The sequence below is a fragment of the Streptomyces sp. NPDC006207 genome, from assembly GCF_040613835.1.
In the GTDB taxonomy this organism is placed as follows: Bacteria; Actinomycetota; Actinomycetes; order Streptomycetales; family Streptomycetaceae; genus Actinacidiphila.
The window spans coordinates 11,665-36,920 of the sequence record NZ_JBEXSX010000010.1; the positions used below are offsets into that span (position 1 = coordinate 11,665).

Sequence of the window (25,256 nt, forward strand, 5' to 3'; positions counted from 1 at the left end):
CCATGGTCGACTCGGCGGAGAAGGTGCTGGCACCCGTTCTCTCGGCCTTCTGGGACGATCCGCAGTCCTGGACCCTCGACACGTACCGCCGCCACGAGGGCTACGAGGGCCTGCGCAAGGCGCTGGCCCTGCCCCCGGACGACGTGATCGCCCTCGTCAAGGAGTCCGGCCTGCGCGGCCGCGGCGGCGCGGGCTTCCCCACCGGGATGAAGTGGCAGTTCATCCCGCAGGGCGACGGCAAGCCGCACTACCTCGTCGTCAACGCGGACGAGTCGGAGCCCGGCACCTGCAAGGACATCCCGCTGCTCTTCGCCAACCCGCACTCGCTCATCGAGGGCATGGTGATCGCCTGCCACGCGATCCGCTCGAACCACGCCTTCATCTACCTGCGCGGCGAGGTCGTCCCCGTGCTGCGGCGGCTGCACCACGCGGTGGCCGAGGCGTACGAGGCCGGACTCCTCGGCAAGGACATCCTCGGCAGCGGCTTCGACCTGGAGCTGACCGTGCACGCCGGCGCCGGCGCGTACATCTGCGGTGAGGAGACCGCGCTGCTGGACTCCCTGGAGGGACGCCGCGGCCAGCCCCGGCTGCGCCCGCCCTTCCCGGCGGTCGAGGGCCTGTACGCCTGCCCGACGGTGGTCAACAACGTCGAGTCCATCGCCTCGGTGCCGTCGATCCTGCTCAAGGGCAAGGACTGGTTCCGCTCGATGGGCAGCGAGAAGTCCCCGGGCTTCACGCTGTACTCGCTCAGCGGCCACGTCGCCAACCCCGGCCAGTACGAGGCCCCGCTGGGCGTCACGCTGCGCCAGCTGCTGAACCTCAGCGGCGGCATGCGGCCCGGCCACCGGCTGAAGTTCTGGACCCCGGGCGGCTCCTCGACGCCGATGTTCACCGACGAGCACCTCGACGTCCCGCTGGACTACGAGGGCGTCGGCGCCGCGGGCTCCATGCTCGGCACCAAGGCGCTGCAGTGCTTCGACGAGACGACCTGCGTGGTGCGGGCCGTCACGCGCTGGACCGAGTTCTACGCCCACGAGTCCTGCGGCAAGTGCACCCCCTGCCGCGAGGGCACCTACTGGCTCGTCCAGTTGCTGCGGGACATCGAAAGCGGGGCCGGCACGTTGGCGGACCTCGACAAGCTCGCCGACATCGCCGACAACATCAACGGCAAGTCCTTCTGCGCCCTCGGCGATGGAGCGGCCAGCCCGATCTTCTCCTCCCTCCAGTACTTCCGCGACGAGTACGTGGAGCACCTGGAGGGCCGCGGCTGCCCCTTCGACCCGTCCAAGTCCACGGTCTGGGCCGACAAGTCTCACCTGGAGGTGAACGCGTGACCGTCACGACCAACGCCGCCTCCGGTGAGGCGGCGGTGCCGCCCGAGGACCTGGTGTCCGTCAGCATCGACGGGGTCGAGATCTCCGTGCCCAAGGGCACCTTGGTGATCCGTGCCGCCGAACTGATCGGCATCGAGATCCCGCGCTTCTGCGACCACCCCCTCCTCGACCCCGCGGGCGCCTGCCGCCAGTGCATCGTCGAGGTCGAGGGCCAGCGCAAGCCGATGGCGTCCTGCACCATCACCTGCACCGACGGGATGGTCGTCAGGACCCAGCTCACCTCCGACGTCGCGGACAAGGCCCAGCGCGGGGTGATGGAGCTGCTGCTCATCAACCACCCGCTGGACTGCCCCGTCTGCGACAAGGGCGGCGAGTGCCCGCTGCAGAACCAGGCGATGTCCGCCGGGCAGGTCGACACCCGCTTCGAGGGCCGCAAGCGGACCTACGAGAAGCCGGTCCCGATCTCCACCCAGGTGCTGCTGGACCGCGAGCGCTGCGTGCTGTGCGCGCGCTGCACCCGCTTCTCGCAGCAGATCGCCGGCGACCCGATGATCGAGCTGGTGGAGCGCGGCGCGCTGCAGCAGGTCGGCATCGGTGAGGGCGACCCCTTCCAGTCGTACTTCTCCGGCAACACCATCCAGATCTGCCCGGTCGGCGCCCTGACCTCGGCGGCCTATCGCTTCCGCTCCCGGCCCTTCGACCTGGTCTCCTCGCCGAGCGTGTGCGAGCACTGTGCGGGCGGCTGCGCCACCCGCACCGACCACCGGCGCGGCAAGGTCATGCGCCGGCTTGCGCAGGACGACCCCGAGGTCAACGAGGAGTGGATCTGCGACAAGGGCCGCTTCGGGTTCCGCTACGCGCAGCGCCCCGAGCGGCTCACCACCCCGCTGGTCCGCAACGCCGACAGCGGTGAACTGGAGCCCGCGAGCTGGCCCGAGGCCCTGGAGGCCGCGGCCCGCGGACTCGCGGCGGCCCGCGGCCGCACCGGCGTGCTGACCGGTGGCCGGCTCACCGTCGAGGACGCGTACGCCTACGCCAAGTTCGCCCGCGTCGCCCTCGACACCAACGACGTCGACTTCCGGGCCCGCGCCCACTCCGCGGAGGAGGCCGACTTCCTGGCGGCCGTCGTGGCGGGCCGCGGCCGGGACCTGTCCGGCGACGGCGTCACCTACACCCTGCTGGAGAAGGCCCCCGCCGTCCTGCTGGCCGGACTGGAGGCCGAGGAGGAGGCGCCCGGCGTCTTCCTGCGGCTGCGCAAGGCCTGGCGCAAGCACAAGCAGCGCACCTTCGCGCTGGCGCCGTTCGCCACGCGCGGGCTGGAGAAGGCGGGCGGCACCCTGCTGCCCGCCGCGCCCGGTACCGAGACCGAGTGGCTGGACGCCCTGGCCAGTGGCGTCGGCCTGGACGGCAACGGCCTGACCGCCCACGAGGCGCTGCGCGCCGAGGGCGCGGTCGTCCTGGTCGGCGAGCGGCTGGCGGCCGTCCCCGGCGCGCTGACCGCGGTCGTGCGGTTCGCCCAGGCGTCCGGCGCGCGGCTGGCGTGGATCCCGCGCCGCGCGGGCGAGCGCGGTGCCGTCGAGGCGGGTGCCCTGCCCGGGCTGCTGCCCGGCGGCCGTCCGGTCACCGACCCGCGGGCCCGCGACGAGGTCGCCGGGGTCTGGGGCGTGACCACGCTCCCGTCCCGCCACGGCCGCGACACCGGCCGGATCCTGGAGGCGGCGGCGAGCGGCGAGCTCGGTGCACTGCTGGTCGGCGGCGTCGAGCCGGCCGACCTGCCTGACCCGGCCCGGGCCCGCGCGGCCCTGGACGCGGCGGGCTTCGTGGTCAGCCTGGAGCAGCGACCCGGCGAGGTCACCGACCGCGCCGACGTCGTCCTGCCGGTCGCCGCGGTCGCCGAGAAGGCCGGAACCTTCCTCAACTGGGAAGGCCGGGTACGGCTCTTCGAGGCCGCGATCAAGCCGGCCCAGCAGGTCCAGCGCCACCAGTACCCGGACGCCCGGGTGCTGACCATGCTGGCCGACGCGATGGACGTCTCCCTGGGCCTCGCCGACGTCCGCTCGGCCCGCGCCGAGCTGTCCCGGCTCGCCCCGTACGAGGGCCCGCGCGCCGAGGCGCCGCAGGAGACCGGCCGGCCGCTGCCGAAGCCCGGCAGTGGCGAGGCGGTCCTCGCGGGCCACCGGCTGCTGCTCGACCGGGGCCTGCTGCAACAGGGTGACGAGGCCCTCGCCGGCACCCGCCACCCGGCGGTCGCCCGCCTCTCGGCGACGACCGCTCAGGAGATCGGCGTCGCCGAGGGCGAGCTGATGGAGGTGACCGGCCCGCTGGGCTCGGTCCGGCTGCCGCTGCAGGTGACGGCGATGGCCGACCGGGTCGTGTGGGTGCCCCTCAACTCGGCCGGCGGGGGAGTCGTCTCGGACACCGGCGCCCTGCCGGGCCAGGTCGTCCGGATCGCCCCGGCCGCCGTGGACGCCGCTGCCGCACCGGAGGTGACCCCGTGACGGGACTGACGACCCTCGCCGCCGAGGACCTGTCCATGTTCGGGCGGGACCCGTGGTGGCTGATCGCCATCAAGGCGGTCTTCTGCTTCGCGTTCCTGATGGTGACCGTGCTCTTCTCCATCGTGTGGGAGCGCAAGGTCGTCGCGTGGATGCAGCTGCGCATCGGCCCCAACCGGCACGGCCCCTGGGGCATGCTCCAGTCGCTCGCCGACGGCATCAAGCTGATGCTCAAGGAAGACCTCGTCGTCAAGAAGGCCGACAAGGTCGTCTACGTGCTGGCCCCGATCGTGGCGGCCATCCCGGCCTTCATGGCGGTCGCGGTGATCCCCTTCGGCCCGGCGGGCAACGAGATCTCGATCTTCGGTCACCGTACGCCGATGCAGCTCACCGACCTGCCGATCGGTGTCCTCTACATCCTGGCCACCGCCTCCGTCGGCATCTACGGCATCGTGCTGGCCGGCTGGTCGTCCGGCTCGACGTACCCGCTGCTCGGGGGTTTGCGCTCCTGCGCGCAGATGATCTCGTACGAGATCGCGATGGGCGTCGCCTTCGCGTCGGTCTTCCTCTACTCCGGCTCGATGTCGACCTCGCAGATCGTCGCCCAGCAGGAGGACCGCTGGTACGTCCTGCTGCTGCCGGTCTCCTTCATCATCTACATCGGCACGATGGTCGGCGAGACCAACCGTGCCCCCTTCGACATGCCCGAGTCCGAGGGCGACCTGGTCGGCGGCTTCAACACCGAGTACTCGTCGATCAAGTTCGCGCTCTTCATGCTCGCCGAGTACGTGAACATGGTGACCGTCTCGGCGGTGGCGACCACCCTCTTCCTGGGGGGCTGGCGGGCCCCGTGGCCCATCAGCACCTTCTGGGAGGGCGCCAACCACGGCTGGTGGCCGCTGCTGTGGTTCGTGGTGAAGGTGCAGCTGCTGCTCTTCTTCTTCATCTGGCTGCGTGGCACGCTGCCCCGCGTCCGCTACGACCAGCTGATGAAGCTGGGCTGGAAGGTCCTGATCCCGGTCTCGATGGTGTGGCTGATGCTGGTCGCCACCGTCCGGGCACTGCGCAACGAGAACTACGACTTCCAGTCGATCGTGCTCTACGTCGGCGGAGGAATCGTCCTGCTGCTCCTGGTCTCGCTGGTCTTCGACGTCTTCCGCGACCGCGGCGAGAAGGCGAAGGAGGCGGCCGAACAGGCCGGGCCGCAGGAGCCGTTCGATCCCATGGCGGGCGGGTACCCCGTGCCGCCGCTGCCCGGCCAGGAGCTGCCGCCCGTCCCGCGGCGGCCGTCCCGCGCGGAGCGTCAACTCGTAGGCAAGGAGGCCGACGATGCCTGAGTTCCTGGGCCCGGTGGCGGGCTTCGGCGTGACCTTCAAGGCCATGTTCAAGAAGCGGCTGACCGAGCAGTACCCCGAGGAGAAGAAGCCGACCGCGCCGCGGTTCCACGGCCGCCACCAGCTCAACCGTCACCCGGACGGGCTGGAGAAGTGCGTGGGCTGCGAGTTGTGCGCCTGGGCCTGCCCGGCGGACGCGATCTACGTCGAGGGCGCCGACAACACCGACGAGGAGCGCTACTCGCCGGGTGAGCGCTACGGCCGCGTCTACCAGATCAACTACGCCCGCTGCATCCTGTGCGGGCTGTGCATCGAGGCCTGCCCGACGCGCGCGCTGACCATGACCAACGAGTACGAGCTCGCCGACAGCAGCCGCGAGTCGCTGATCTTCACCAAGGAGCAGCTGCTCGCGGGCCTGGAGGAGGGCATGGTCGACAGCCCCCACGCGATCTTCCCCGGCATGGACGAGGGCGACTACTACCGCGGCGCGGTGACGCACGCGGCCCCCGGGACCGAGCGTCAGGTCGCGGTCTCCAAGGGTGAGAAGCCGGACGAGACGGTGGAGGGCGAGCGGGACGGCGACGGCACGGCGGGCACCCAGGTCCCCGCGACGGGCGGCGCCGCTCCGGCCGGGACGGGAGGCGAGGCATGAACGACGTGACCACGCTGACGACGCTGGCCGCGTACACCACCTCCACCGGGGAGGCGGTCCAGTTCTGGGTGCTCGGCACCGTCGCGGTGCTCGGCGCGCTCTCGACCGTGCTGATGAAGAAGGCCGTGCACAGCGCACTGTCGCTGGCCGGGACGATGATCGTCCTGGCGGTCTTCTACCTGGCCCAGGGCGCGTACTTCCTCGGCGTCGTCCAGATCGTCGTCTACACCGGCGCGATCATGATGCTCTTCCTCTTCGTCGTCATGCTGGTCGGCATCACCGCCGCCGACTCGCTCAAGGAGACGCTGAAGGGGCAGCGCTGGCTGGCCGCCGGAGCCGGCATCGGCTTCGGCGTGCTGCTGATCGCCGGCATCGCCAACGCCTCGATCAAGAACTTCCAGGGGCTCGGCCAGGCCAACGCCGGCGGCAACGTCGAGGGACTCGCCTCGCTGATCTTCACCAAGTACGTGTGGGCCTTCGAGATCACCGGCGCGCTGCTCATCACCGCCGCGATCGGCGCGATGGTCCTCACCCACCGCGAGCGCACCGAGGCCCGTGCCACCCAGCGCGAACTCGCCGAGCGGCGCGTGCGCGAGGGCAAGCAGATCACCCCGCTCCCCGCGCCCGGCGTCTACGCCCGCAACAACGCGGTCGACGTCCCCGGCCTGCTGCCGGACGGCACGGTCTCGGAGCTCAGCGTCAGCCCGACGCTGCGCGGCCGCGGCCAGTACCGGGACGTGTCCGCGGAGGCGGTCGACAGGGTCGCCGAGCTGGAACAGCGCTCCGAGGAGGCGTCGAAGTGAATCCGGTCAACTACCTGTACCTGTCGGCGCTGCTGTTCACCATCGGCGCGGCCGGGGTGCTGATCCGGCGCAACGCGATCGTCGTCTTCATGTGCGTCGAGCTGATGCTGAACGCCGCCAACCTGGCGTTCGTCACCTTCTCCCGCATGCACGGCAACCTCGACGGCCAGATCATCGCCTTCTTCACGATGGTCGTCGCCGCCGCCGAGGTGGTCGTGGGCCTGGCGATCATCGTGACGATCTTCCGCTCCCGCCACTCGGCCTCGGTCGACGACGCCAGCCTGATGAAGCTCTAAGGGGTAGCGAAAGTGGACTACTTGATCGGATGGCTCGTCCTCCTGCCGCTGCTGGGCGCCGGCGTGCTGCTCACCGGCGGACGGAGGCTGGACCGCACGGGCCACTGGATCGGCACCACGCTCGCGGGGGCGTCCTTCGTCGGCGCGGCGGTGCTCTTCTTCGACATGCTGGGCCGCGGCGGCGAGGACCGCGCGCTGCACTCGACCGCCTTCACCTGGATCTCCGTCGGCGGCTTCCACGCGGACGTGGCCTTCCAGCTCGACCAGCTGTCGATGACCTTCGCCCTGCTGATCACCGGTGTGGGCACGCTCATCCACATCTACTCGATCGGCTACATGGAGCACGACGAGCGGCGCCGCCGCTTCTTCGGCTACCTCAACCTCTTCCTCGCGGCGATGCTCCTGCTGGTCCTCGCCGACAACTACCTGCTCCTGTACGTCGGCTGGGAGGGCGTGGGCCTGGCCTCGTACCTGCTGATCGGCTTCTGGCAGCACAAGCCCAGCGCGGCGACCGCGGCCAAGAAGGCCTTCATCGTCAACCGCGTCGGTGACGTCGGCCTGTCGATCGCGATCATGCTGCTGTTCACCACCTTCGGCACCTTCACCTTCGAGCCGCTCTTCGGCCAGGTGGACAAGGCGGGCGAGGGCGTCCTGACCGGCATCGGCCTGATGCTGCTGCTCGCCGCCTGCGGCAAGTCGGCCCAGGTCCCGCTGCAGTCCTGGCTCGGCGACGCGATGGAGGGCCCGACCCCGGTCTCGGCCCTCATCCACGCGGCGACGATGGTGACCGCCGGCGTCTACCTGATCACCCGCTCCGGCGTGATCTTCAACGCCGCGCCCACGGCGCAGGTGGCCGTGGTGACGGTCGGCGCGGTCACGCTGCTCTTCGGTGCGATCGTCGGTTGCGCCAAGGACGACATCAAGAAGGCACTGGCCGGCTCCACGATGTCGCAGATCGGCTACATGGTGATGGCCGCCGGCCTCGGCCCGATCGGCTACGTCTTCGCGATCATGCACCTGGTCACCCACGGCTTCTTCAAGGCCGGGCTCTTCCTCGGCGCCGGATCGGTCATGCACGGCATGAACGACGAGGTGGACATGCGGAAGTACGGGGCCCTGCGGAAGTACATGCCGGTCACCTTCGTCACCTTCGGCCTCGGCTACCTGGCGATCATCGGCTTCCCGGGACTGTCCGGCTTCTTCTCCAAGGACAAGATCATCGAGGCCGCCTTCGCCAAGGGCGGCACCGAGGGCTGGATCCTCGGCGGCGCGGCCCTGCTGGGCGCGGCGATCACCGCGTTCTACATGACCCGCGTGATGCTGATGACCTTCTTCGGCGAGAAGCGCTGGCAGCCCGACGCGGACGGTCACGAGCCGCACCCGCACGAGTCGCCGAAGTCGATGACGATCCCCATGGTCGTCCTGGCCTTCGGCTCGGTCTTCGCGGGCTTCCTGTTCAGCTGGAACGAGGCCTTCGTGAAGTGGCTGGAGCCGGTCACCGGTCACGAGGAGGGTCACCCGCCGATCGGCGCGGCCGCCGTCACCGGCGCCACGATGGTGGTGATGGTGCTCGGCGTCGCCCTGGCCTGGGCCGTGTACGGACGCCGCCCGGTGCCGTCCGTCGCCCCGCGCGGCAGCTGGCTCACCCGCGCCGCCCGGCGCGACCTGCTCCAGGACGACTTCAACCACGTCGCCCTGGTGCTGCCCGGCGAGTACCTCACCCGCGGTCTGGTCTACGTGGACCACAAGGGTGTGGACGGCGTCGTCAACGGCACCGCGGCCGCCGTCGGCGGCCTCTCCGGCCGGATGCGCCGCCTCCAGAACGGTTATGTGCGCAGCTACGCCGTGTCGATGCTGGCGGGCACCGCGGTGCTGGTCGCCGCGACGCTGCTGATGAGGGGTGTTGCCTGATGTCCTTCCCCCTGCTCACCCTGACCGCCGGCCTGCCGGCGCTCGGCGCGATCGCCACCGCCGCCGTGCCGGCGGCGCGGCGCGAGGCCGCCAAGTGGCTGGCGCTGGCCGTCTCACTGGCGACGCTCGTGCTGGCCGCGATCGTGTTCGTCCGCTTCGACCCGGGCGGGGCCCGGTACCAGCTCGGCGAGTCCCACGCGTGGATCGCCGACTTCGGGGTCCGCTACGAACTCGGCGTGGACGGCATCGCCGTCGCGCTCATCGGGCTGACCGCGCTGCTCGTCCCGTTCGTCATCGCCGCGGGCTGGCACGACGCCGACCCGCTGGAGGAGAAGAACCCCAACCGCCGCTGGCGGCCCACCCAGGGCTTCTTCGCGCTGATCCTGCTGGTCGAGGCGATGGTGATCATCTCCTTCGAGGCCACGGACGTCTTCCTCTTCTACATCTTCTTCGAGGCCATGCTCATCCCGATGTACTTCCTCATCGGCGGCTTCGGGGACCGTGCCCACGAGCACGGTGAGGAGGAGGCGGCCCGGCAGCGCTCCTACGCGGCGGTGAAGTTCCTGCTCTACAACCTGGCCGGCGGGCTCATCATGCTGGCCGCGGTCATCGGGCTCTACGCCGTCACCGCCGACCAGCTCGGCCAGGGCACCTTCTCCCTCCAGGAGATCCTGCAGGCCCGGGCGGCCGGCAAGCTCGACATGTCCACCACCGCGGAACGCGCCCTGTTCCTCGGCTTCTTCTTCGCGTTCGCGGTCAAGGCCCCGCTGTTCCCGCTGCACACCTGGCTGCCCAACGCCATGGGCGAGGCCACGGCGCCGGTCGCGGTGCTCATCACCGCGGTCGTCGACAAGGTCGGCACCTTCGCGATGCTCCGCTTCTGCCTCCAGCTCTTCCCCGAGGCCAGCAAGTGGGCGACGCCGGTGATCCTGGTGCTGGCGCTGATCAGCATCGTTTACGGCGCCCTGGTCGCCGTCGGCCAGCGCGACATCAAGCGGCTGGTCGCGTACGCGTCGATCTCCCACTTCGGCTTCATCATCCTGGGCATCTTCGCGATGACCTCCCAGGGCCAGGGCGGGGCGACGCTGTACATGGTCAACCACGGCATCTCCACCGCCGCGCTGATGCTGGTCGCGGGCTTCCTGATCTCCCGTCGCGGCTCCCGTCTCATCGCGTCCTACGGCGGGGTGCAGAAGGTGGCCCCGGTGCTGGCCGGCACCTTCCTGATCGGCGGTCTGGCCACCCTGTCGCTGCCGGGGCTCGCGCCCTTCGTCAGCGAGTTCCTCGTCCTCGTCGGGACGTTCAGCCGCTACCCGGCCGTCGGGATCGTCGCCACCACCGGCATCGTCCTCGCCGCGCTGTACGTCCTCGTCCTGTACCAGCGGACGATGACCGGCCCGGTGAAGGCCGAGGTGCAGGGGATGCCCGACCTGAAGGTCCGGGAACTCGCCGTCGTGGCGCCGCTGATCGCGCTGCTGATCGTGCTCGGCGTGTACCCGAAGCCGCTTACCGACGTCGTCAACCCGGCGGTGCAGCAGACGCTCTCCGACGTGCACAAGACCGACCCCAAGCCGGCGCTGGAGGCATCCAAGTGAGCAGCACAGTTGCTGTCCACAGCCTGTGGACAACGGCGGCACCGCTCGCCGCCGACAAGATCAACGCGCCGAAGATCGAGTACGCCCAGCTGGCTCCGGTCCTGATCGTCTTCGGTGTGGCCGTCCTCGGCATCCTCATCGAGGCGTTCCTGCCGCGGCGCCTGCGCTACACCGGGCAGGTCGGCCTCGCGGTCGTCGGCATGGCCGCCGCCTTCGCCGCGGTCGTGGCGCTCGCGGCGGGCGGCTACGCCACGACGAAGGCCCACATCGCCGCCATGGGCGCGGTCGCCGTCGACGGTCCGGCCCTCTTCCTGCAGGGCACGATCCTGCTGGTGGGCCTGGTCGGGGTGTTCACCTTCGCCGAGCGTCGGCTCGACCCCAAGGCGCACGGCCGGCACGTCGACTCCTTCGCCGCGCAGGGCTCCGCGGTGCCGGGCAGCGACCAGGAGAAGAACGCCGTCAAGGCCGGTTTCACCACCACCGAGGTCTTCCCGCTGCTGATGTTCGCCGTCGGCGGCATGCTGATCTTCCCGGCGGCCAACGACCTGCTGACGCTCTTCGTGGCCCTGGAGGTCTTCTCCCTCCCGCTCTACCTGCTCTGCGCCCTCGCCCGGCGGCGGCGCGCGATGTCGCAGGAGGCGGCGGTCAAGTACTTCCTGCTGGGCGCCTTCTCCTCCGCCTTCCTGCTGTTCGGCATCGCCCTGCTGTACGGCTACGCGGGCACCGTCTCCTACTCCGGCATCGCGTCGGTCGTGGACGGCACCGCCAAGCTCAACCCGGCGCTGGCCGACTCCGCGGGCAACGACGCGCTGCTGCTGATCGGCGCCGCGCTGGTCGGCATGGGCCTGCTGTTCAAGGTGGGCGCCGTGCCGTTCCACATGTGGACGCCGGACGTCTACGAGGGTGCTCCGACCCCGGTCACCGGCTTCATGGCCGCGGCCACCAAGGTCGCCGCCTTCGGCGCGCTGCTGCGACTGCTCTACGTGGTCCTGCCGGAGCTGCGCTGGGACTGGCGGCCGGTGCTGTGGGGCGTCGCGATCCTCACGATGCTGGTCGGCGCGATCGTCGCGGTCACCCAGACCGACGTGAAGCGCCTGCTCGCCTACTCCTCGATCGCGCACGCCGGCTTCATCCTGGCCGGTGTCATCGCGGCCACGCCGGAGGGCATCTCCTCGGTGCTCTTCTACCTGGCGGCGTACTCCTTCGTGACGCTGGGCGCCTTCGCCGTCGTCACGCTGGTGCGCGACGCCGGCGGGGAGGCCACACACCTGTCGCGCTGGGCGGGCCTGGGACGGCGTTCGCCACTGGTGGCCGCGGTCTTCGCGGTCTTCCTGCTCGCCTTCGCCGGCATCCCGCTGACGTCCGGCTTCGCCGGGAAGTTCGCGGTCTTCAGCGCCGCCGCGCAGGGCGGGGCGGTGCCGCTGGTGATCGTGGGTGTGATCTCGTCCGCCATCGCGGCGTTCTTCTACATCCGGGTCATCGTGCTCATGTTCTTCAGCGAGCCCAAGGCCGACGGCCCCACGGTCGCCGTGCCCTCGCCGCTGACGTCCACGGCCATCGCACTGGGCGTGGCGGTCACCCTCGTGCTGGGTGTCGCGCCCCAGTACTTCCTGGACCTCGCGAACCAGGCGGGCGTCTTCGTCCGCTGACCCCACCGCACGGCCCGGCCCGTGCGGCCATCCACGGCGCGGCTCCCCGCACTTGGCGGGGGCCGCGCCGTTCGGCATGGCGGGCGGCTCGCGGGGAAGGCGGAACAGCGGCGCAGACTCCTCGCGCAGCCCGCTCCGGGTGCCGTCCGGGGGGTGTGCGGGGCGGCGGTGAGGCCCCACGGCCGGGCGCGGCACCGGAAAGGACCGGCCGTACACGCGGGCAAAACCGGGCGTAGTGGCCCGCGGGGGCCATGCCCTCGCAGTGATCGAGAGGCGACCGGTTACTCTGCCAGGTGTAGTGCAGCGCCACGCCGCAAGCCGCAGAAGTGATCTCAGCGACAGGAGAATCCCAGGTGACGACCGTCGTCGGGCCCTTCGGGCTGAGCGTAATGGACGAGGACCTCGAGTCCGCCGTCCGGGCCGGGCTGTCCGCCGTCGAGGCAGGCCTCATGGAGGCCACCAAGAGCGATGTGCCGTTCATCACGGAGGCGGCCCGCCACCTCGTGCACGCGGGCGGGAAGCGGTTCCGTCCGCTGCTGTCGCTGCTGGCTGCCCAGTTCGGCGACCCGCACGCGCCCGGCATCGTGCCGTCGGCCGTGGTGGTGGAACTGACGCACCTGGCGACGCTGTACCACGACGACGTCATGGACGAGGCCGCGGTGCGGCGCGGCGTGCCGAGCGCCAACGCCCGCTGGGACAACTCGGTCGCCGTGCTGACCGGCGACTTCCTGTTCTCCAAGGCCTCGCACATACTGGCCGACCTCGGGCCGGAGGCCGTACGCATCCAGGCCGAGGCCTTCGAGCGGCTGGTCACCGGACAGATCCTGGAGACCGTCGGCCCGCGCGACGGACGCGACCCGATCGACCACTACCTGGAAGTGATCGCCGGCAAGACGAGTTCGCTGATCGCCGTCTCGTGCCGCTTCGGCGCCATGATGTCCGGCGCGGACGAGAGCGTCGTCGACATCCTCACCCAGTACGGGGAGCGCGTCGGCACGGCCTTCCAGCTCGCCGACGACGTGCTGGATATCGCCAGCGACTCGCACGAGTCCGGTAAGACCCCGGGCACGGACCTGCGCGAGGGCGTGCCGACCCTGCCGGTGCTGCACCTGCGTTCGGCCGTGGCCAAGGCCAACGCTTTCGCGTCGGCGGACGACCTGCGGCTGTGCGAACTGCTGGACGGCGATCTGACGGACGACCGGCGGCACGCCGAGGCGCTGGAGCTGATGCGTGCCCATCCGGCGCTGGAGCAGGCCCGGCGCGACACCGTGCGCTACGCGGACGAGGCGCGGGTGCTGCTGGCGCCGCTCCCCGACTGTGCCGCCAAGCAGGCCCTGGAGGGGCTCTGCGAGGCCGTGGTGCACCGCGCGGGCTAGGTCGGCCCGGAGGTGACCCGGACGGCCGTCCTCCCGGCGCCCGTGCGGTCACCGGGGGCGAGGGGTGCCTTCCGCCCTGAACCGTTGTCAGGGATCGTCATCCCAGAGGTGTACGCCGAGTTGATCCCGGCGGGCGATGCGCCCGAGCGGCCTGATTGATGGGATAAGAGGCACCACCACACGGCGGATCGGGTGACAATGGCCCGAGGTGGACGAGTGCGACGATGACGGGAACCCGCCGTTGACGACGGAGGTAGGGACGTAATGGCACCCATCCAGCCCATGGACGACGACCGGGAACCCCGGCGCCGCACCAAGGCGATACGTTACGCGGTCCCGGTGGCGGTGGCGGGAGTCGCCGCGGCGACCATCGGGCTCGTACCGGCGCTCGCGAACGCGGGCAGCCCGGATCTGCCCGGGATCACGGCCGAGGAGCTGATCGCGAAGGTCGCGGCCTCGGACACCCAGACGATCTCCGGCTCGGTCCGCATCAGCACGGACTTCGGCCTGCCGGCCCTGCTGACCGGCGCCACGGGCGCCGGTGGGCCGTTCGGCGGTGGCGGTGGCGGCCGCGGGGATTCCTCGGCCGACCCGAAGGAGCAGCTGACCCAGCTGCTGGCCGGCTCCCACACCCTGCGCGTCGCGGCCGACGGCCCGCAGAAGCAGAAGGTGTCGATCGTCCGGAACGCCGCGGAGTACAGCCTCATCCACAACGGTGACGAGGTCTGGGCCTACGACAGCGGCAGCAACCAGGCCTACCACCTCACCGGTCTCCCGCGGGAGGCACAGGGTGAGGACCGGGCCAAGGGCGACCGCGAACTGCCCGAGGGCTGGCCGGCCACCCCGCAGGAAGCCGCGAAGAAGATCCTCGACGCGGCGGACGACAGCTCCACCGTCACGGTGGACGGCACCGCGCGCATCGCCGGGCGGGACGCCTACCAGCTGGTGGTCAGGCCCAAGGCCACCGACTCCACGGTCGGGTCGATCAGGATCGGCGTGGACGCCGGCACCGGTGTGCCGCTGAAGTTCACCCTCGCCCCGAGGGGCGGCGGCAAGGCCATCGTCGACGTCGCCTTCACCAAGGTCGACTTCTCCCGGCCCGCCGCCTCGGTCTTCGACTTCACCCCGCCGAAGGGCGCGAAGGTGACGACGGAGAAGGCCGGCGAGAAGGCGGACGGGAAGGCGGACGGGAAGGCCGGGCAGGACGCCCGCGGGGCGCACGAGGAGTTCGGTGACCTCGGCGGCCTGGACGGCCTGGACGGCCTGGAGGGCCTCGGCGTCCTCGGCAAGGGCTGGGACTCGATCGCCGAGCTGAAGCTGCCTCAGGAGGCGCTGAACGCCGGCCCGTCCGAGGGCGGGGCCAAGGCCCCCGGCCTCGGCGGACAGGGGCTGCTCGGCACCTTCGGCAAGGAGGTCAAGGGCGAGTTCGGCACGGGCACGGTGGTCGGCACCCGCCTGGTGAACGCCCTGATCACCGACAGCGGCAAGGTCTACGTGGGCACCGTGACCCAGGGCGCCCTGATCAAGGCCGCCGACGCGGCCGCCGAGTAGGGCACGGAGCAAGGCACCGGCACAGAGCGAAGGAGCGCCGATGGGGGAGCCGTCCGCCGAGACCGGTGAGCACGCGATCTCCACGAGCGGACTCACCAAGAGGTACCGCGGCGGACAGCTCGCCGTCGACGGCCTCGACCTGGCCGTCCCCCGGGGCAGCGTCTTCGGCTTCCTGGGGCCCAACGGCTCCGGGAAGACGACGACGATCCGCATGCTCATGGGGCTCATCGCCCCGACCTCCGGCACGGCGCGGGTCCTTGGCGAGCCCATGCCGCGCGCGGTGCGCAGCGTCCTGCCGCGCGTGGGCGCGCTGATCGAGGGCCCCGCCCTGTACGGCTTCCTCTCCGGCCGTGACAACCTGCTGCGCTTCGACGCGGCCGATCCGACCGCCGGTCCCCGCACCCGCGGGGACCGGGTCGACGCGGCCCTGGAGAGGGTCGGCCTGGCCGCCGCCGCGGGCAAGAAGGCGCGTGCCTACTCCCTCGGCATGAAGCAGCGGCTCGGCCTGGCCGCCGCCCTGCTGCGGCCCCGCGACCTGCTGGTGCTGGACGAGCCCACCAACGGCCTGGACCCGCAGGGCATGCGGGAGATCCGCTCGCTCGTCCGCGAGCTGGCGGCGGACGGCACCACGGTCTTCCTCTCCTCCCACCTCCTCGACGAGATCGAACAGGTCTGCACCCACGCCGCCGTGATGTCCCGCGGCCGGCTGATCACCCAGGGCCCGGTGGAGGCGCTCTCCTCCGCCGGACGCCTGGTGGTCACCACCCCCGACCCCGCCGAGGCGGTGCGGGTGCTGAAGGAGCAGGGGGTCACCGGCCTGGCCGCCGACGGCGACCGGGTCACCGGGGAACTGCCGCAGGACCCCGCGGCACTTCCCGAACTGGCCGACCTCAACGCCGCACTGGTCGCCGCCGGGGTCCGCGTCCGCGGCTTCGGCGTCGAACGGGCGTCACTGGAGGACGCGTTCGTCGCGCTGACCGGAGAGGGATTCGATGTCGCAGGCTGACACCCTGACCAGGTCGGTGTGGCCGATCCGCTCGCTCGGGCTGTTCCGCAGCGAACTGGTGACCGTGCTGCGCCGCTGGCGCACCCTGGCGCTGCTGGCCGTCCTGGCCGGGGTCCCGGTGCTCATCGGGATCGCGGTGCGGATCGAGACCGGTGACGGCGGCTCGGCCGGCGGCGGGGGCGGTGACGGCCCGGCCTTCGTCGCGCTGATCACCAACAACGGTCTCTTCCTGGTCTTCGCCTCGCTCGCCGCGACGCTGCCCTTCTTCCTCCCCATGGCGATCGGTGTCGTGGCCGGTGACGCCGTCGCCGGCGAGGCCAACGCGGGAACCCTGCGCTATCTGCTGGTGGCCCCGGCCGGGCGCACCCGTCTGCTGGTCTCCAAATACGCCTCCGTCCTGGCCTTCTGCCTGATCGGCGCCCTCGTCGTGGCCGTCTCGGCACTGGTGACCGGCGCCTTGCTCTTCCCGCTCGGCGACGTCACCCTGCTGTCGGGCACGACGGTCCCCTTCTCCGAGGGGCTGTGGCGCGCCCTGCTGGTCGCCCTGGTCGTGGCCGCCTCGCTCACCGGCATCGCCGCGCTGGGCCTGTTCATCTCCACGCTCACCGACAGCGGCATCGCCGCCATGGCCACCACCGTGGGCCTGCTGATCACCGTGCAGATCGTCGACACCATCCCCCAACTGCACGCCGTGCAGCCCTACCTCTTCCCCCACTACTGGCTGAGCTTCGCCGACCTGGTCCGCGACCCCGTCTACTGGGACGAGATGCGCAGCAACTTCCAGCTCCAGGCGCTCTACGTGGCCGTGTTCGGCTCCGCGGCCTGGGCCCGCTTCACCACCCGCGACATCACGGCCTGACCGCCGCCGGTCAGCTGAAGAAGGTCTTGGCCCGGCCCAGGGCCGCCGTGTCCCTCAGCACGTCGCCCGGCCGGGTGCCGTAGCCCAGCAGCGCCCCGCCCCAGCGCATCCCGGCGTAGTCGGCCGTGTGGCGCAGCGTCCCCACCAGCGGGGCGGCCGTCGCCGGGTCCTGGCCTCCGTGCACGGTCACCGACCACAGGGTCTTGCCGCGCATCCGCTCCAGGAAGTCCAGCCCCGGCACCCGCATCCAGCCCGACCAGTGGTCCAGGTAGAGCTTGGTGCTGGTCGAGACGCTGTACCAGTACAGGGGGGAGACCACCACGATGTCGGTGGCCGCCAAGGTGGCCTCCAGGAGCGTCGCGGCGTGCCCCGACGGTGCGGGATAGCGGCCGTCGCCGTCGTGCCGGAGGTCCTCGAAGAGCGGCAGCGGCAGGTCCTTCAGCCGCAGCCAGCGCCGGTCCACCACGGGCGGAAGCTGCTCGGCGGCGTGCCGCGCCAACGCCTCGGTGTTGCCGTCGGCGCGGCTGCTTCCCACCAGGAATAGGAAGGACCGCTCTGAGTCCGACACCCCGTCATCTCCTTGCGTATGCATTAGTTGCGTACGCATGGAGATGTTGTCACCGCGCCGCCCCCGCCGTCAAGGCGAGTGCCGGAGGCCCAGAGGGCCGGCGGGCTACTCGACGTCGAACTCGTTCCCCTCCGGGTCGGCCATGGTGACCCAGGTGCCGGAGGGCTCCGCTATCCGCCGCAGCACCATCGCGCCGAGCCCTTCCAGCCGGGCCACTTCCGCCTCCAGCCGTCCGGTGCCCGGGTGGAGGTCGATGTGCAGCCGGTTCTTCACCGTCTTGGTCTCGGGCACCCGCTGGAAGAGGATGCGCCGCCCCAGGCCCGAGCCCTTCTCGTCGTCGTAGGGGTCGTCGGGGTGGCGCACGGCGGCCAGGTCCCGCCAGGCCTTGCGGCCGGCCGCCTCCGTCAGGACGTCCTGCGTCACGGCGCCGAACCCCAGCAGCTTCTCGATCAGCACGCTGTGGTCCTCGAGCGTGTACTCCAGGGCCTCCGCCCAGAAGGCGGCCTGCCGGTGCGGATCCGCCGCGTCGACCACGAGCTTCCAGTGAACTGCCATGCCGTGCCCCCTCGTTCGCGTCTCCTCCGGCCTTTGGCCGGCCTGTAACCAGTTATATTGGTTACATGACGGAGCCCGCAATCGGTCTGGTCCTCCATTCATCCGAAGGAGTCGCCTACCGCTTCGATCCGGGCGCGCTCGCCCTTGAGTTGCTGCCGACGGGCGGCCCCGGCGCCTACGCGCGCCACGAGGTCCTCCACGAGCCCGCCGACCTGGTCCGCTGGGCGGTGGCGTCCCGGCTGCGCCCCGACCCGGGCGGCCTCGCCGTCTCCCCGGAGGACGTCGCCGCGGCCCGCTACCTGCGCGACGCGCTCTGGCACATCGCCGTCGCCCGCGTCCACGGGGAACCCCTCCCCGCCCCGGACCTCGTCGTCCTGAACGAGGCCGCCGCCTGGCGTCCCCCCACCCTGCGTCTCGCCCCCGACGGGGGCAGCTCCTGGCGTACCCCGGTCACCGGCACCCAGGTGCTGGCGGCCGTCGCACGGGACGCGGTGGAGCTCTTCTCCGGCCCCCACGCCGACCGCGTCCGCGAATGCTCCGCCCACGACTGCCGACTGGTCTTCGTGGACACCTCGCGCCCCGGCCGGCGTCGCTGGTGCGCCATGGAGCACTGCGGCAACCGCCACAAGGTCCGTGCCCACCGCTCCCGCAGGGAGGCGTACGAGGCGCCGGAAGGCTAGTGCCCGTGCGTGTGCCCGTGCGTCCGTGCGCCCGTGTGCGCGTGCGTGTGGACGCCGCCGCTCAGCCGGTGACGGCCCCGCGCGGCGCCGCCTCGTCGGGCACCACCGCGGCGTCGCGCACCGCGATCCGGCCGCGCCGTGCGGTCCGCAGCGCGTCCCAGGTCAGCAGGGCCAGGGCGAGCCAGACGAGGGCGAAGCCGGCCCAGCGCTCGGCCGGCATCTCCTCGTGGAACCAGAGCAGTCCGAGCCCGAACTGGAAGACCGGCGCGAGGTACTGCAGCAGCCCCAGCATGCTCAGCGGGATGCGGATGGCCGCCGCGCCGAAGCAGATCAGCGGCACGGCGGTGACGACGCCGCACGCGGCGAGCAGGGCGGCGTGGCCGGCCCCGTGCGAGGCGAAGGTGGTGTCGCCGCGGGTGCCGAGGAAGGCCAGGTAGCCGAGCGCCGGCAGGAACTGGAGGGCCGTCTCGGCCGCCAGCGACTCCAGGCCGCCCATGCCGACCTTCTTCTTGATGAAGCCGTAGGTGGCGAAGGAGCAGGCCAGGGTCAGTGCGATCCAGGGCAGCCGCCCGTAGCCCAGGGTCAGCACCAGGACGGCGGCGGCGCCGACGCCCACGGCGGCCCACTGCGCGGGGCGCAGCCGCTCGTGCAGGACGAGGACGCCGAGGCCGATGGTGACGAGCGGGTTGATGAAGTAGCCCAGCGAGGTCTCGACGACGTGGCCGCTGTTGACGCCCCAGATGTACAGGCCCCAGTTCACGGATATGACGGCCGCCGCCACGGCCAGCAGCGCCAGCCGCCGCGGCTGGCGCAGGAGTTCGGGGACCCACGCCCAGCGGCGCATCACCAGCAGCACGAGGGAGACGACGACCAGCGACCAGACCATGCGGTGGGCGAGGATCTCGCCCGCGCCGGACGGTTCGAGGAGCGGCCAGTAGAGGGGGAAGAGCCCCCAGAGCCCGTAGGCGGCGAATCCGTACAGCAGACCGGCACGCTGCTCGTTCACTCGTTCCTCCCGGGGCGCTGGCCGACCGCTCGAAGGTAGCGTGCGGGGCATTCTCCCGTCATCTGCGTATCGCATGACGGTCATGACACCCTCGCCGCGGACCGGGAACGCACCGGGACCGGACGGACACGGGGCGGGGCCCCCGCGGCCGGAGGGGATCCGCCGCGGGGGCCCCGCCGTCCGGCGGGCGGCCGGGGTCAGCCCTTGAGCGCCGCCGCGATCGTGTCCGCGAGCGGGGTGGTGGGACGTCCGATCAGCCGGGCGAGGTCGCCGCTGCCGCCCTGGAGGAGCCCGCGGGAGACGCCGGCGACGTCCACGTCGACGTAGATCCCGGCCACCGCCTCGGGCAGCCCGGCGCCGGTCAGGACCGCCAGGAAGGCCTCGGCGGGCAGGTCGGCGTAGGCGACCGGGCGGCCGGACTGCCGGGCCAGCTCGGCGGCGTACTCGGCCAGCGTCCAGGCCTCGTCCCCGCTGAGCTCGTACACCGCGTCCTCGTGCCCCTCGCCGGTCAGCACGGCGGCCGCGGCCGCCGCGTAGTCCTCGCGGGTGGCGGAGCCGATGCGGCCCTCGCCCGCGCTGCCCGCGACGCCGTGCTCCAGCTGGACGGCGATCTGCGCGGTGTAGTTCTCGGTGTACCAGCCGTTGCGCAGCAGCGTGTAGGTCAGCCCGGAGTCCAGCAGGGCCTGCTCGGTGGCCTGGTGCTCGGCGGCGAGCCGGAAGTCGGCGGCCGGCCCGCCGAGGACGCTGGTGTACGCGAGCCGGGCGACCCCCGCCTCCTTGGCGGCCTCGATCACGGCGGTGTGCTGCGCGACGCGCTGCCCGACCTCGCTGCCCGAGATCAGCAGCACCACGTCGCCCGCGCGGAAGGCGTCCTTGAGGGTCGCGGGCGCGTCGTAGTCGGCCACCCGGAGCTCCACGCCCCGGGCGGCGAGGTCCGCGGCCTTGTCCGCGTCCCGTACGACGGCCACGACCTGCTCGGCCGGGAGGTCGGCCAGCAGCCGCTCCACGACCAGCCGGCCCAGCTGTCCGGTGGCTCCGGTGACGACGATGCTCATGACGGGTTCACTCCAGTCCCTGGTGTCCTTGTGCGTGATGACGGGACTAACCCTAGGGCCAGTACTAACTTCCAGAAAGTACCCACTTCAAAGTAAGCTAGTGGTATGGACGTAAGGGAAGAGCTCACCGCCGTGCTGCAGGCGCCCCCGGACGTGAACGCGCGCAACTGCCCCTCGCGGGTGATCCTCGAACACGTCACCAGCCGCTGGGGCGTGCTGGTACTCGCCGCACTGACCGACGGCACCCTGCGCTTCAGCGAGCTGCGCCGCACGGTCGGCGGGGTCAGCGAGAAGATGCTCGCCCAGACCCTGCAGACCCTGGAGCGCGACGGCTTCGTGCACCGCGAGGCGCACCCCGTCATCCCGCCGCGCGTGGAGTACTCCCTCACCCCGCTCGGCAAGGAGGCCGCGGACCAGGTCTGGGCCCTGGCCCGCTGGACCGAGGGCCGCACGGAGCAGGTGATGGCGGCCCGCCGGGCGTACGACGAGGCCCGGACCTGATCGTCAGGCCCGGGCCCCGTACGGCCGCTGCGGTGAGTGCGGTCGGCGTGAAGGACGCGGTGGGTCAGCCCACGACCGTCCACGTGTCGTTGCCGGCCAGCAGTGCGGCGATGTCGCCCTTGCCGTGCTGCTCGACGGCCTGCTCCAGCTGCTCGGACATCAGCACGTCGTAGACCGGCCGTTCGGCGCTGCGGAACACGCCGATCGGCGTGTGGTGCAGCGTGTCGGGGTCGGCGAGCCTGGACAGGGCGAAGGCCGTCGTGGGCGACGCGGCGTGCGCGTCGTGCACCAGGACCTCGTCCTCGTTCGAGGCGTCGACGTCGACGACCTTCAGGTCGCCGGTGGCCCGGTCGCGTACGACCCCCTTGGCGTTGTCCGCGCCGAAGCGGATCTGCTCCCCGTGCTCCAGCCGGATCACCGCGTTCTCGGCGGAGGCCCGGTCCTTCAGCACCTCGAAGGCGTTGTCGTTGAAGATGTTGCAGTTCTGGTAGATCTCCACGAAGGCCGTGCCCGGGTGCGCGGCGGCCGCCCGCAGCACGCCCGTCAGGTGCTTGCGGTCGGAGTCGACGGTGCGCGCCACGAAGGAGGCCTCCGCGCCCAGCGCCAGCGAGACCGGGTTGAAGGGCGCGTCCAGCGAGCCCATAGGCGTCGACTTGGTGATCTTGCCGAGTTCGGAGGTCGGGCTGTACTGCCCCTTCGTCAGGCCGTAGATCCGGTTGTTGAAGAGCAGGATCTTGAGGTTCACGTTGCGCCGCAGCGCGTGGATCAGGTGGTTGCCGCCGATGGACAGCGCGTCGCCGTCACCCGTGACGACCCACACCGACAGGTCGCGCCGCGAGGCGGCGAGCCCGGTCGCGATGGCCGGGGCACGGCCGTGGATGGAGTGCATCCCGTAGGTGTTCATGTAGTACGGGAAGCGGGAGGAGCAGCCGATCCCGGAGACGAAGACGATGTTCTCCCGGGCCAGGCCCAGTTCGGGCATGAAGCCCTGCACGGCGGCGAGGATCGCGTAGTCACCGCAGCCGGGGCACCAGCGCACTTCCTGGTCCGACTTGAAGTCCTTCATGGACTGTTTGGCTTCGGCCTTGGGGACCAGGGACAGCGCCGGCAGCCCCGGCGTGCGGTGTTCGACGGCAGGCGCCTCAGACATCTGCGCTCTCCTCCTGGATGGCGGCAGCGAGTTGCTCGGCCTTGAAGGGCAGGCCGGTGACCTGGGTGTGCGAGCGGGCGTCGACCAGGTACTTCGCCCGCAACAGGTGGGCGAGCTGGCCGAGGTTCATCTCCGGGACCACTACCTTCTGGTAACGCCCGAGGACCTCCCCGAGATTCCTCGGGAAGGGGTTCAGATGGCGCAGATGGGCCTGCGCGACCGCGCCCCCTGCGCCCCTGATGCGCCGTACGGCCGCCGTGATCGGCCCGTACGTCGAGCCCCAGCCGATCACCAGCGTCCGCGCCTGGCCGTCCGGGTCGTCGACGACGACGTCGGGCACCTCGATGCCGTCGATCTTGGCCTGCCGGGTGCGCACCATCAGGTCGTGGTTGGCCGGGTCGTACGAGATGTGCCCCGTGCCGTCCTGCTTCTCGATGCCGCCGATCCGGTGCTCCAGACCGGGGGTGCCCGGCACCGCCCAGGGGCGCGCCAGGGTCTCGGGGTCGCGCAGGTACGGCCAGAACTCCTCGGTGCCGTCCTCCGCGACGTGGTTGGGCGTCGTCGCGAACTGCACCCGCAGGTCCGGCAGCTCGTCCAGCTCGGGGACCCGCCACGGCTCGGAGCCGTTGGCCAGGTAGCCGTCGGAGAGCAGGAGGACCGGGGTGCGGTAGGTCAGCGCGATGCGGGCCGCCTCCAGCGCCGCGCCGAAGCAGTCGCCGGGGGTGCTCGGCGCCACGATCGGGACCGGCGCCTCACCGTTGCGCCCGTACATCGCCTGCAGCAGGTCGGCCTGCTCGGTCTTGGTCGGCAGGCCCGTCGAGGGCCCGCCGCGCTGGATGTCGACGACCAGCAGCGGCAGCTCGAGCGAGACCGCGAGGCCGATGGTCTCCGACTTCAGCGCGACACCCGGGCCGGAGGTGGTCGTGACGGCCAGCGAGCCGCCGAAGGCCGCGCCCAGAGCGGCGCCGATGCCGGCGATCTCGTCCTCGGCCTGGAAGGTGCGCACGCCGAAGTTCTTGTGCTTGCTCAGCTCGTGCAGGATGTCCGAGGCCGGGGTGATCGGGTACGAGCCCAGGAAGAGCGGCAGGTCCGCCTGGCGGCTCGCGGTGACCAGGCCGTACGACAGCGCCAGGTTCCCCGAGATGTTGCGGTAGGTGCCCGCGGGGAAGGCCGCCTCGGCCGGGGCCACCTCGTAGCTGACTGCGAAGTCCTCGGTCGTCTCGCCGAAGTTCCAGCCCGCGCGGAAGGCCGCGACGTTCGCCTCGGCCAGCTCGGGCTTCTTCGCGAACTTCTTGCGCAGGAAGTCCTCGGTGCCCGCGGTGGGCCGGTGGTACATCCACGACAGCAGCCCGAGCGCGAACATGTTCTTGCTGCGCTCGGCCTCCTTGCGGGTCAGCGGGAAGTCCTTGAGCGCCTCGACCGTCAGGGTGGTCAGCGGCACCGGGTGCACCGCGTAGGCCGACAGCGAGCCGTCCTCCAGCGGCGAGGCCGCGTAGCCGACCTTGGCCATCGCGCGGGTGGTGAACTCGTCCGTGTTGACGATGACCTCCGCGCCGCGCGGCAGGTCCCCGATGTTCGCCTTCAGTGCCGCCGGGTTCATCGCGACCAGGACGTTCGGGGCGTCACCCGGGGTGAGGATGTCGTGGTCGGCGAAGTGCAGCTGGAAGCTCGACACGCCCGGCAGGGTGCCTGCCGGAGCCCGGATCTCGGCCGGGAAGTTCGGCAGGGTGGACAGATCGTTGCCGAACGACGCCGTTTCCGAGGTGAACCGATCTCCCGTGAGCTGCATGCCGTCGCCGGAGTCCCCGGCGAAACGGATCACCACCCGATCGAGCTTCCTGGTCTCCTTGGCCGGTTTCCGCTGCTCTCCCAGAACGGGATGATCGGGGGTTGTCGGGCTGCTGACCTGGCTGGTCACTGAATCGGACCTCCTTCGAGGCGGCGGCTCACGACCGGGGCCGTGACCTTGTGTCCCACGCGCCATCGTACGTGGGTAAGGGTCGCCTTCCCGGGTCTTCCCGCATCGTGAACGCCGCGCTGGGCTCCCTTTGTGCCCTGATGGGTCACGGTCACCGCCCCCCGGAGCCCGTGCTGCCTGCTTCCTCCATATGGGACGCCTTCCGGCGCCGCTCCGGTTCTACGCCTCCGCGGGATCCTCTGACGATACGTCAGAGGATCAGGAATTGAGGTACGTGAGCACGGCCAGGACACGCCGGTGGTCGCCCTCGCTGGGGGCCAGCCCCAGTTTGAGGAAGATGTTGCTGACGTGCTTCTCCACCGCGCCGTCGCTCACCACCAGCTGCTTGGCGATCGCGGAGTTCGTCCGTCCCTCCGCCATCAGCCCCAGCACCTCGCGCTCCCGCGGGGTGAGGCCGGCCAGTACGTCCTGCTTGCGGCTGCGTCCCAGCAGCTGCGCGACCACCTCCGGGTCCAGGGCGGTACCGCCGCCGGCCACCCGTACGACCGCGTCGACGAACTCCCGGACATCGGCTACCCGGTCCTTGAGCAGATACCCGACCCCGCGGGAACTGGCGGCCAGCAGCTCGGTGGCGTACCGCTCCTCCACGTACTGCGACAGCACGAGCACACCCAGCCGCGGGTGGTCGCGGCGCAGCCGCACCGCGGCGCGCACGCCCTCGTCGGTGTGGGTCGGCGGCATCCGCACGTCGGCCACGACCACGTCGGGCACCGCGCCCTCCGCGGCGAGCTCGCCGATCACCTTCAGCAGGGCCTCGCCGTCGCCGACCCCGGCGACGACCTCGTGCCCGCGGTCGGTCAGCAGGCGGGTCAGTCCCTCCCTCAGCAGCACCGAATCCTCGGCGATGACCACCCGCACCCTGTCCTCCACCGCTACCGGCTCCCCCGTGTCGACGTCGACGT

Annotated in this window: 22 protein-coding genes; 15 read left to right on the forward strand and 7 right to left on the reverse strand. The window is 71.4% G+C overall.

Annotated elements, in window-relative coordinates:
- Positions 1-2 precede the first annotated feature (2 nt).
- The 13 genes from nuoF (at position 3) to ABZ312_RS10255 (ending at position 16,861) form a co-directional block, all read left to right on the forward strand.
- On the forward strand, positions 3-1,334 hold the full coding sequence (gene nuoF, locus ABZ312_RS10195; RefSeq protein WP_500329543.1) for an NADH-quinone oxidoreductase subunit NuoF: 1,332 nt from the start codon (positions 3-5) through the stop codon (positions 1,332-1,334).
- Positions 1,331-3,832 carry an NADH-quinone oxidoreductase subunit G gene (locus ABZ312_RS10200; RefSeq protein ID WP_500329506.1) on the forward strand — a complete coding sequence of 834 codons (2,502 nt, stop codon included), beginning with the start codon at positions 1,331-1,333 and terminating at the stop codon, positions 3,830-3,832. Before nuoF ends, ABZ312_RS10200 begins: the two co-directional genes overlap by 4 nt.
- A gap of 35 nt (positions 3,833-3,867) precedes the next feature.
- Positions 3,868-5,166: an NADH-quinone oxidoreductase subunit NuoH gene (nuoH, locus tag ABZ312_RS10205; protein WP_500329544.1), complete on the forward strand. Its 1,299-nt coding sequence runs from the start codon at positions 3,868-3,870 to the stop codon at positions 5,164-5,166.
- Complete coding sequence (nuoI, locus tag ABZ312_RS10210; RefSeq protein ID WP_500329508.1) at positions 5,159-5,815, forward strand: NADH-quinone oxidoreductase subunit NuoI; 657 nt, start codon at positions 5,159-5,161, stop codon at positions 5,813-5,815. The genes nuoH and nuoI overlap by 8 nt, the downstream gene beginning before the upstream one ends.
- Positions 5,812-6,618, forward strand: a complete 807-nt coding sequence (locus tag ABZ312_RS10215) for an NADH-quinone oxidoreductase subunit J (RefSeq protein ID WP_500357905.1) — start codon at positions 5,812-5,814, stop codon at positions 6,616-6,618. The genes nuoI and ABZ312_RS10215 overlap by 4 nt, the downstream gene beginning before the upstream one ends.
- Complete coding sequence (nuoK, locus tag ABZ312_RS10220) at positions 6,615-6,914, forward strand: NADH-quinone/ubiquinone oxidoreductase subunit 4L family protein (protein WP_499513341.1); 300 nt, start codon at positions 6,615-6,617, stop codon at positions 6,912-6,914. The genes ABZ312_RS10215 and nuoK overlap by 4 nt, the downstream gene beginning before the upstream one ends.
- A gap of 12 nt (positions 6,915-6,926) precedes the next feature.
- On the forward strand, positions 6,927-8,825 hold the full coding sequence (gene nuoL, locus ABZ312_RS10225) for an NADH-quinone oxidoreductase subunit L (protein WP_500329510.1): 1,899 nt from the start codon (positions 6,927-6,929) through the stop codon (positions 8,823-8,825).
- Positions 8,825-10,420: an NADH-quinone oxidoreductase subunit M gene (locus tag ABZ312_RS10230; protein ID WP_500329512.1), complete on the forward strand. Its 1,596-nt coding sequence runs from the start codon at positions 8,825-8,827 to the stop codon at positions 10,418-10,420. Before nuoL ends, ABZ312_RS10230 begins: the two co-directional genes overlap by 1 nt.
- Entirely contained in the window at positions 10,417-12,069 is a 1,653-nt protein-coding gene (gene nuoN, locus ABZ312_RS10235; protein ID WP_500329514.1) for an NADH-quinone oxidoreductase subunit NuoN, read from the forward strand. Before ABZ312_RS10230 ends, nuoN begins: the two co-directional genes overlap by 4 nt.
- Before the next feature lie 389 nt (positions 12,070-12,458).
- Entirely contained in the window at positions 12,459-13,445 is a 987-nt protein-coding gene (locus ABZ312_RS10240) for a polyprenyl synthetase family protein (protein ID WP_500329545.1), read from the forward strand.
- A 264-nt stretch (positions 13,446-13,709) separates the two neighbouring features.
- Positions 13,710-14,996, forward strand: coding sequence for a LolA family protein (locus ABZ312_RS10245; protein ID WP_500437200.1), 1,287 nt, complete (start codon positions 13,710-13,712; stop codon positions 14,994-14,996).
- Between the two features lie 40 nt (positions 14,997-15,036).
- Positions 15,037-16,002: an ABC transporter ATP-binding protein gene (locus ABZ312_RS10250; protein ID WP_499513346.1), complete on the forward strand. Its 966-nt coding sequence runs from the start codon at positions 15,037-15,039 to the stop codon at positions 16,000-16,002.
- On the forward strand, positions 15,989-16,861 hold the full coding sequence (locus ABZ312_RS10255) for an ABC transporter permease (protein ID WP_500329517.1): 873 nt from the start codon (positions 15,989-15,991) through the stop codon (positions 16,859-16,861). The genes ABZ312_RS10250 and ABZ312_RS10255 overlap by 14 nt, the downstream gene beginning before the upstream one ends.
- Positions 16,862-16,871: 10 nt before the next feature.
- On the opposite strand, the gene ABZ312_RS10260 is transcribed toward ABZ312_RS10255, so the two are convergent.
- Positions 16,872-17,429 carry a flavodoxin family protein gene (locus ABZ312_RS10260; RefSeq protein ID WP_500329519.1) on the reverse strand — a complete coding sequence of 186 codons (558 nt, stop codon included), beginning with the start codon at positions 17,427-17,429 and terminating at the stop codon, positions 16,872-16,874.
- Positions 17,430-17,534: 105 nt separating this feature from the next.
- Positions 17,535-17,984, reverse strand: coding sequence for a VOC family protein (locus tag ABZ312_RS10265; RefSeq protein WP_500357909.1), 450 nt, complete (start codon positions 17,982-17,984; stop codon positions 17,535-17,537).
- A gap of 65 nt (positions 17,985-18,049) precedes the next feature.
- Between ABZ312_RS10265 and ABZ312_RS10270 the strand changes: the two genes are divergently transcribed.
- The gene (locus ABZ312_RS10270; protein ID WP_500329522.1) at positions 18,050-18,664 is read left to right on the forward strand and encodes a CGNR zinc finger domain-containing protein; all 615 of its coding nucleotides are present in this window, start codon (positions 18,050-18,052) and stop codon (positions 18,662-18,664) included.
- A gap of 61 nt (positions 18,665-18,725) precedes the next feature.
- Here ABZ312_RS10270 and rarD read toward each other — a convergent pair whose 3' ends face one another.
- Positions 18,726-19,721 (reverse strand): EamA family transporter RarD, encoded by a 996-nt coding sequence (rarD, locus tag ABZ312_RS10275; RefSeq protein ID WP_500329524.1) that lies wholly within the window; start codon positions 19,719-19,721, stop codon positions 18,726-18,728.
- A gap of 146 nt (positions 19,722-19,867) precedes the next feature.
- Positions 19,868-20,725, reverse strand: a complete 858-nt coding sequence (locus ABZ312_RS10280) for an SDR family oxidoreductase (protein ID WP_500329526.1) — start codon at positions 20,723-20,725, stop codon at positions 19,868-19,870.
- 105 nt (positions 20,726-20,830) lie between these two features.
- On the opposite strand from ABZ312_RS10280, the gene ABZ312_RS10285 reads away from it, so the two are divergent.
- Entirely contained in the window at positions 20,831-21,226 is a 396-nt protein-coding gene (locus ABZ312_RS10285; protein ID WP_499513353.1) for a winged helix-turn-helix transcriptional regulator, read from the forward strand.
- 64 nt (positions 21,227-21,290) lie between these two features.
- Here ABZ312_RS10285 and ABZ312_RS10290 read toward each other — a convergent pair whose 3' ends face one another.
- The 3 genes from ABZ312_RS10290 to ABZ312_RS10300 all read right to left on the reverse strand — a co-directional run bounded on the left by ABZ312_RS10290 (position 21,291) and on the right by ABZ312_RS10300 (position 25,212).
- The gene (locus ABZ312_RS10290; protein WP_500329528.1) at positions 21,291-22,376 is read right to left on the reverse strand and encodes a 2-oxoacid:ferredoxin oxidoreductase subunit beta; all 1,086 of its coding nucleotides are present in this window, start codon (positions 22,374-22,376) and stop codon (positions 21,291-21,293) included.
- On the reverse strand, positions 22,369-24,294 hold the full coding sequence (locus ABZ312_RS10295; RefSeq protein WP_500357911.1) for a 2-oxoacid:acceptor oxidoreductase subunit alpha: 1,926 nt from the start codon (positions 24,292-24,294) through the stop codon (positions 22,369-22,371). The genes ABZ312_RS10290 and ABZ312_RS10295 overlap by 8 nt, the downstream gene beginning before the upstream one ends.
- Before the next feature lie 258 nt (positions 24,295-24,552).
- Positions 24,553-25,212 carry a response regulator gene (locus ABZ312_RS10300; protein ID WP_500329546.1) on the reverse strand — a complete coding sequence of 220 codons (660 nt, stop codon included), beginning with the start codon at positions 25,210-25,212 and terminating at the stop codon, positions 24,553-24,555.
- Positions 25,213-25,256 lie beyond the last annotated feature (44 nt).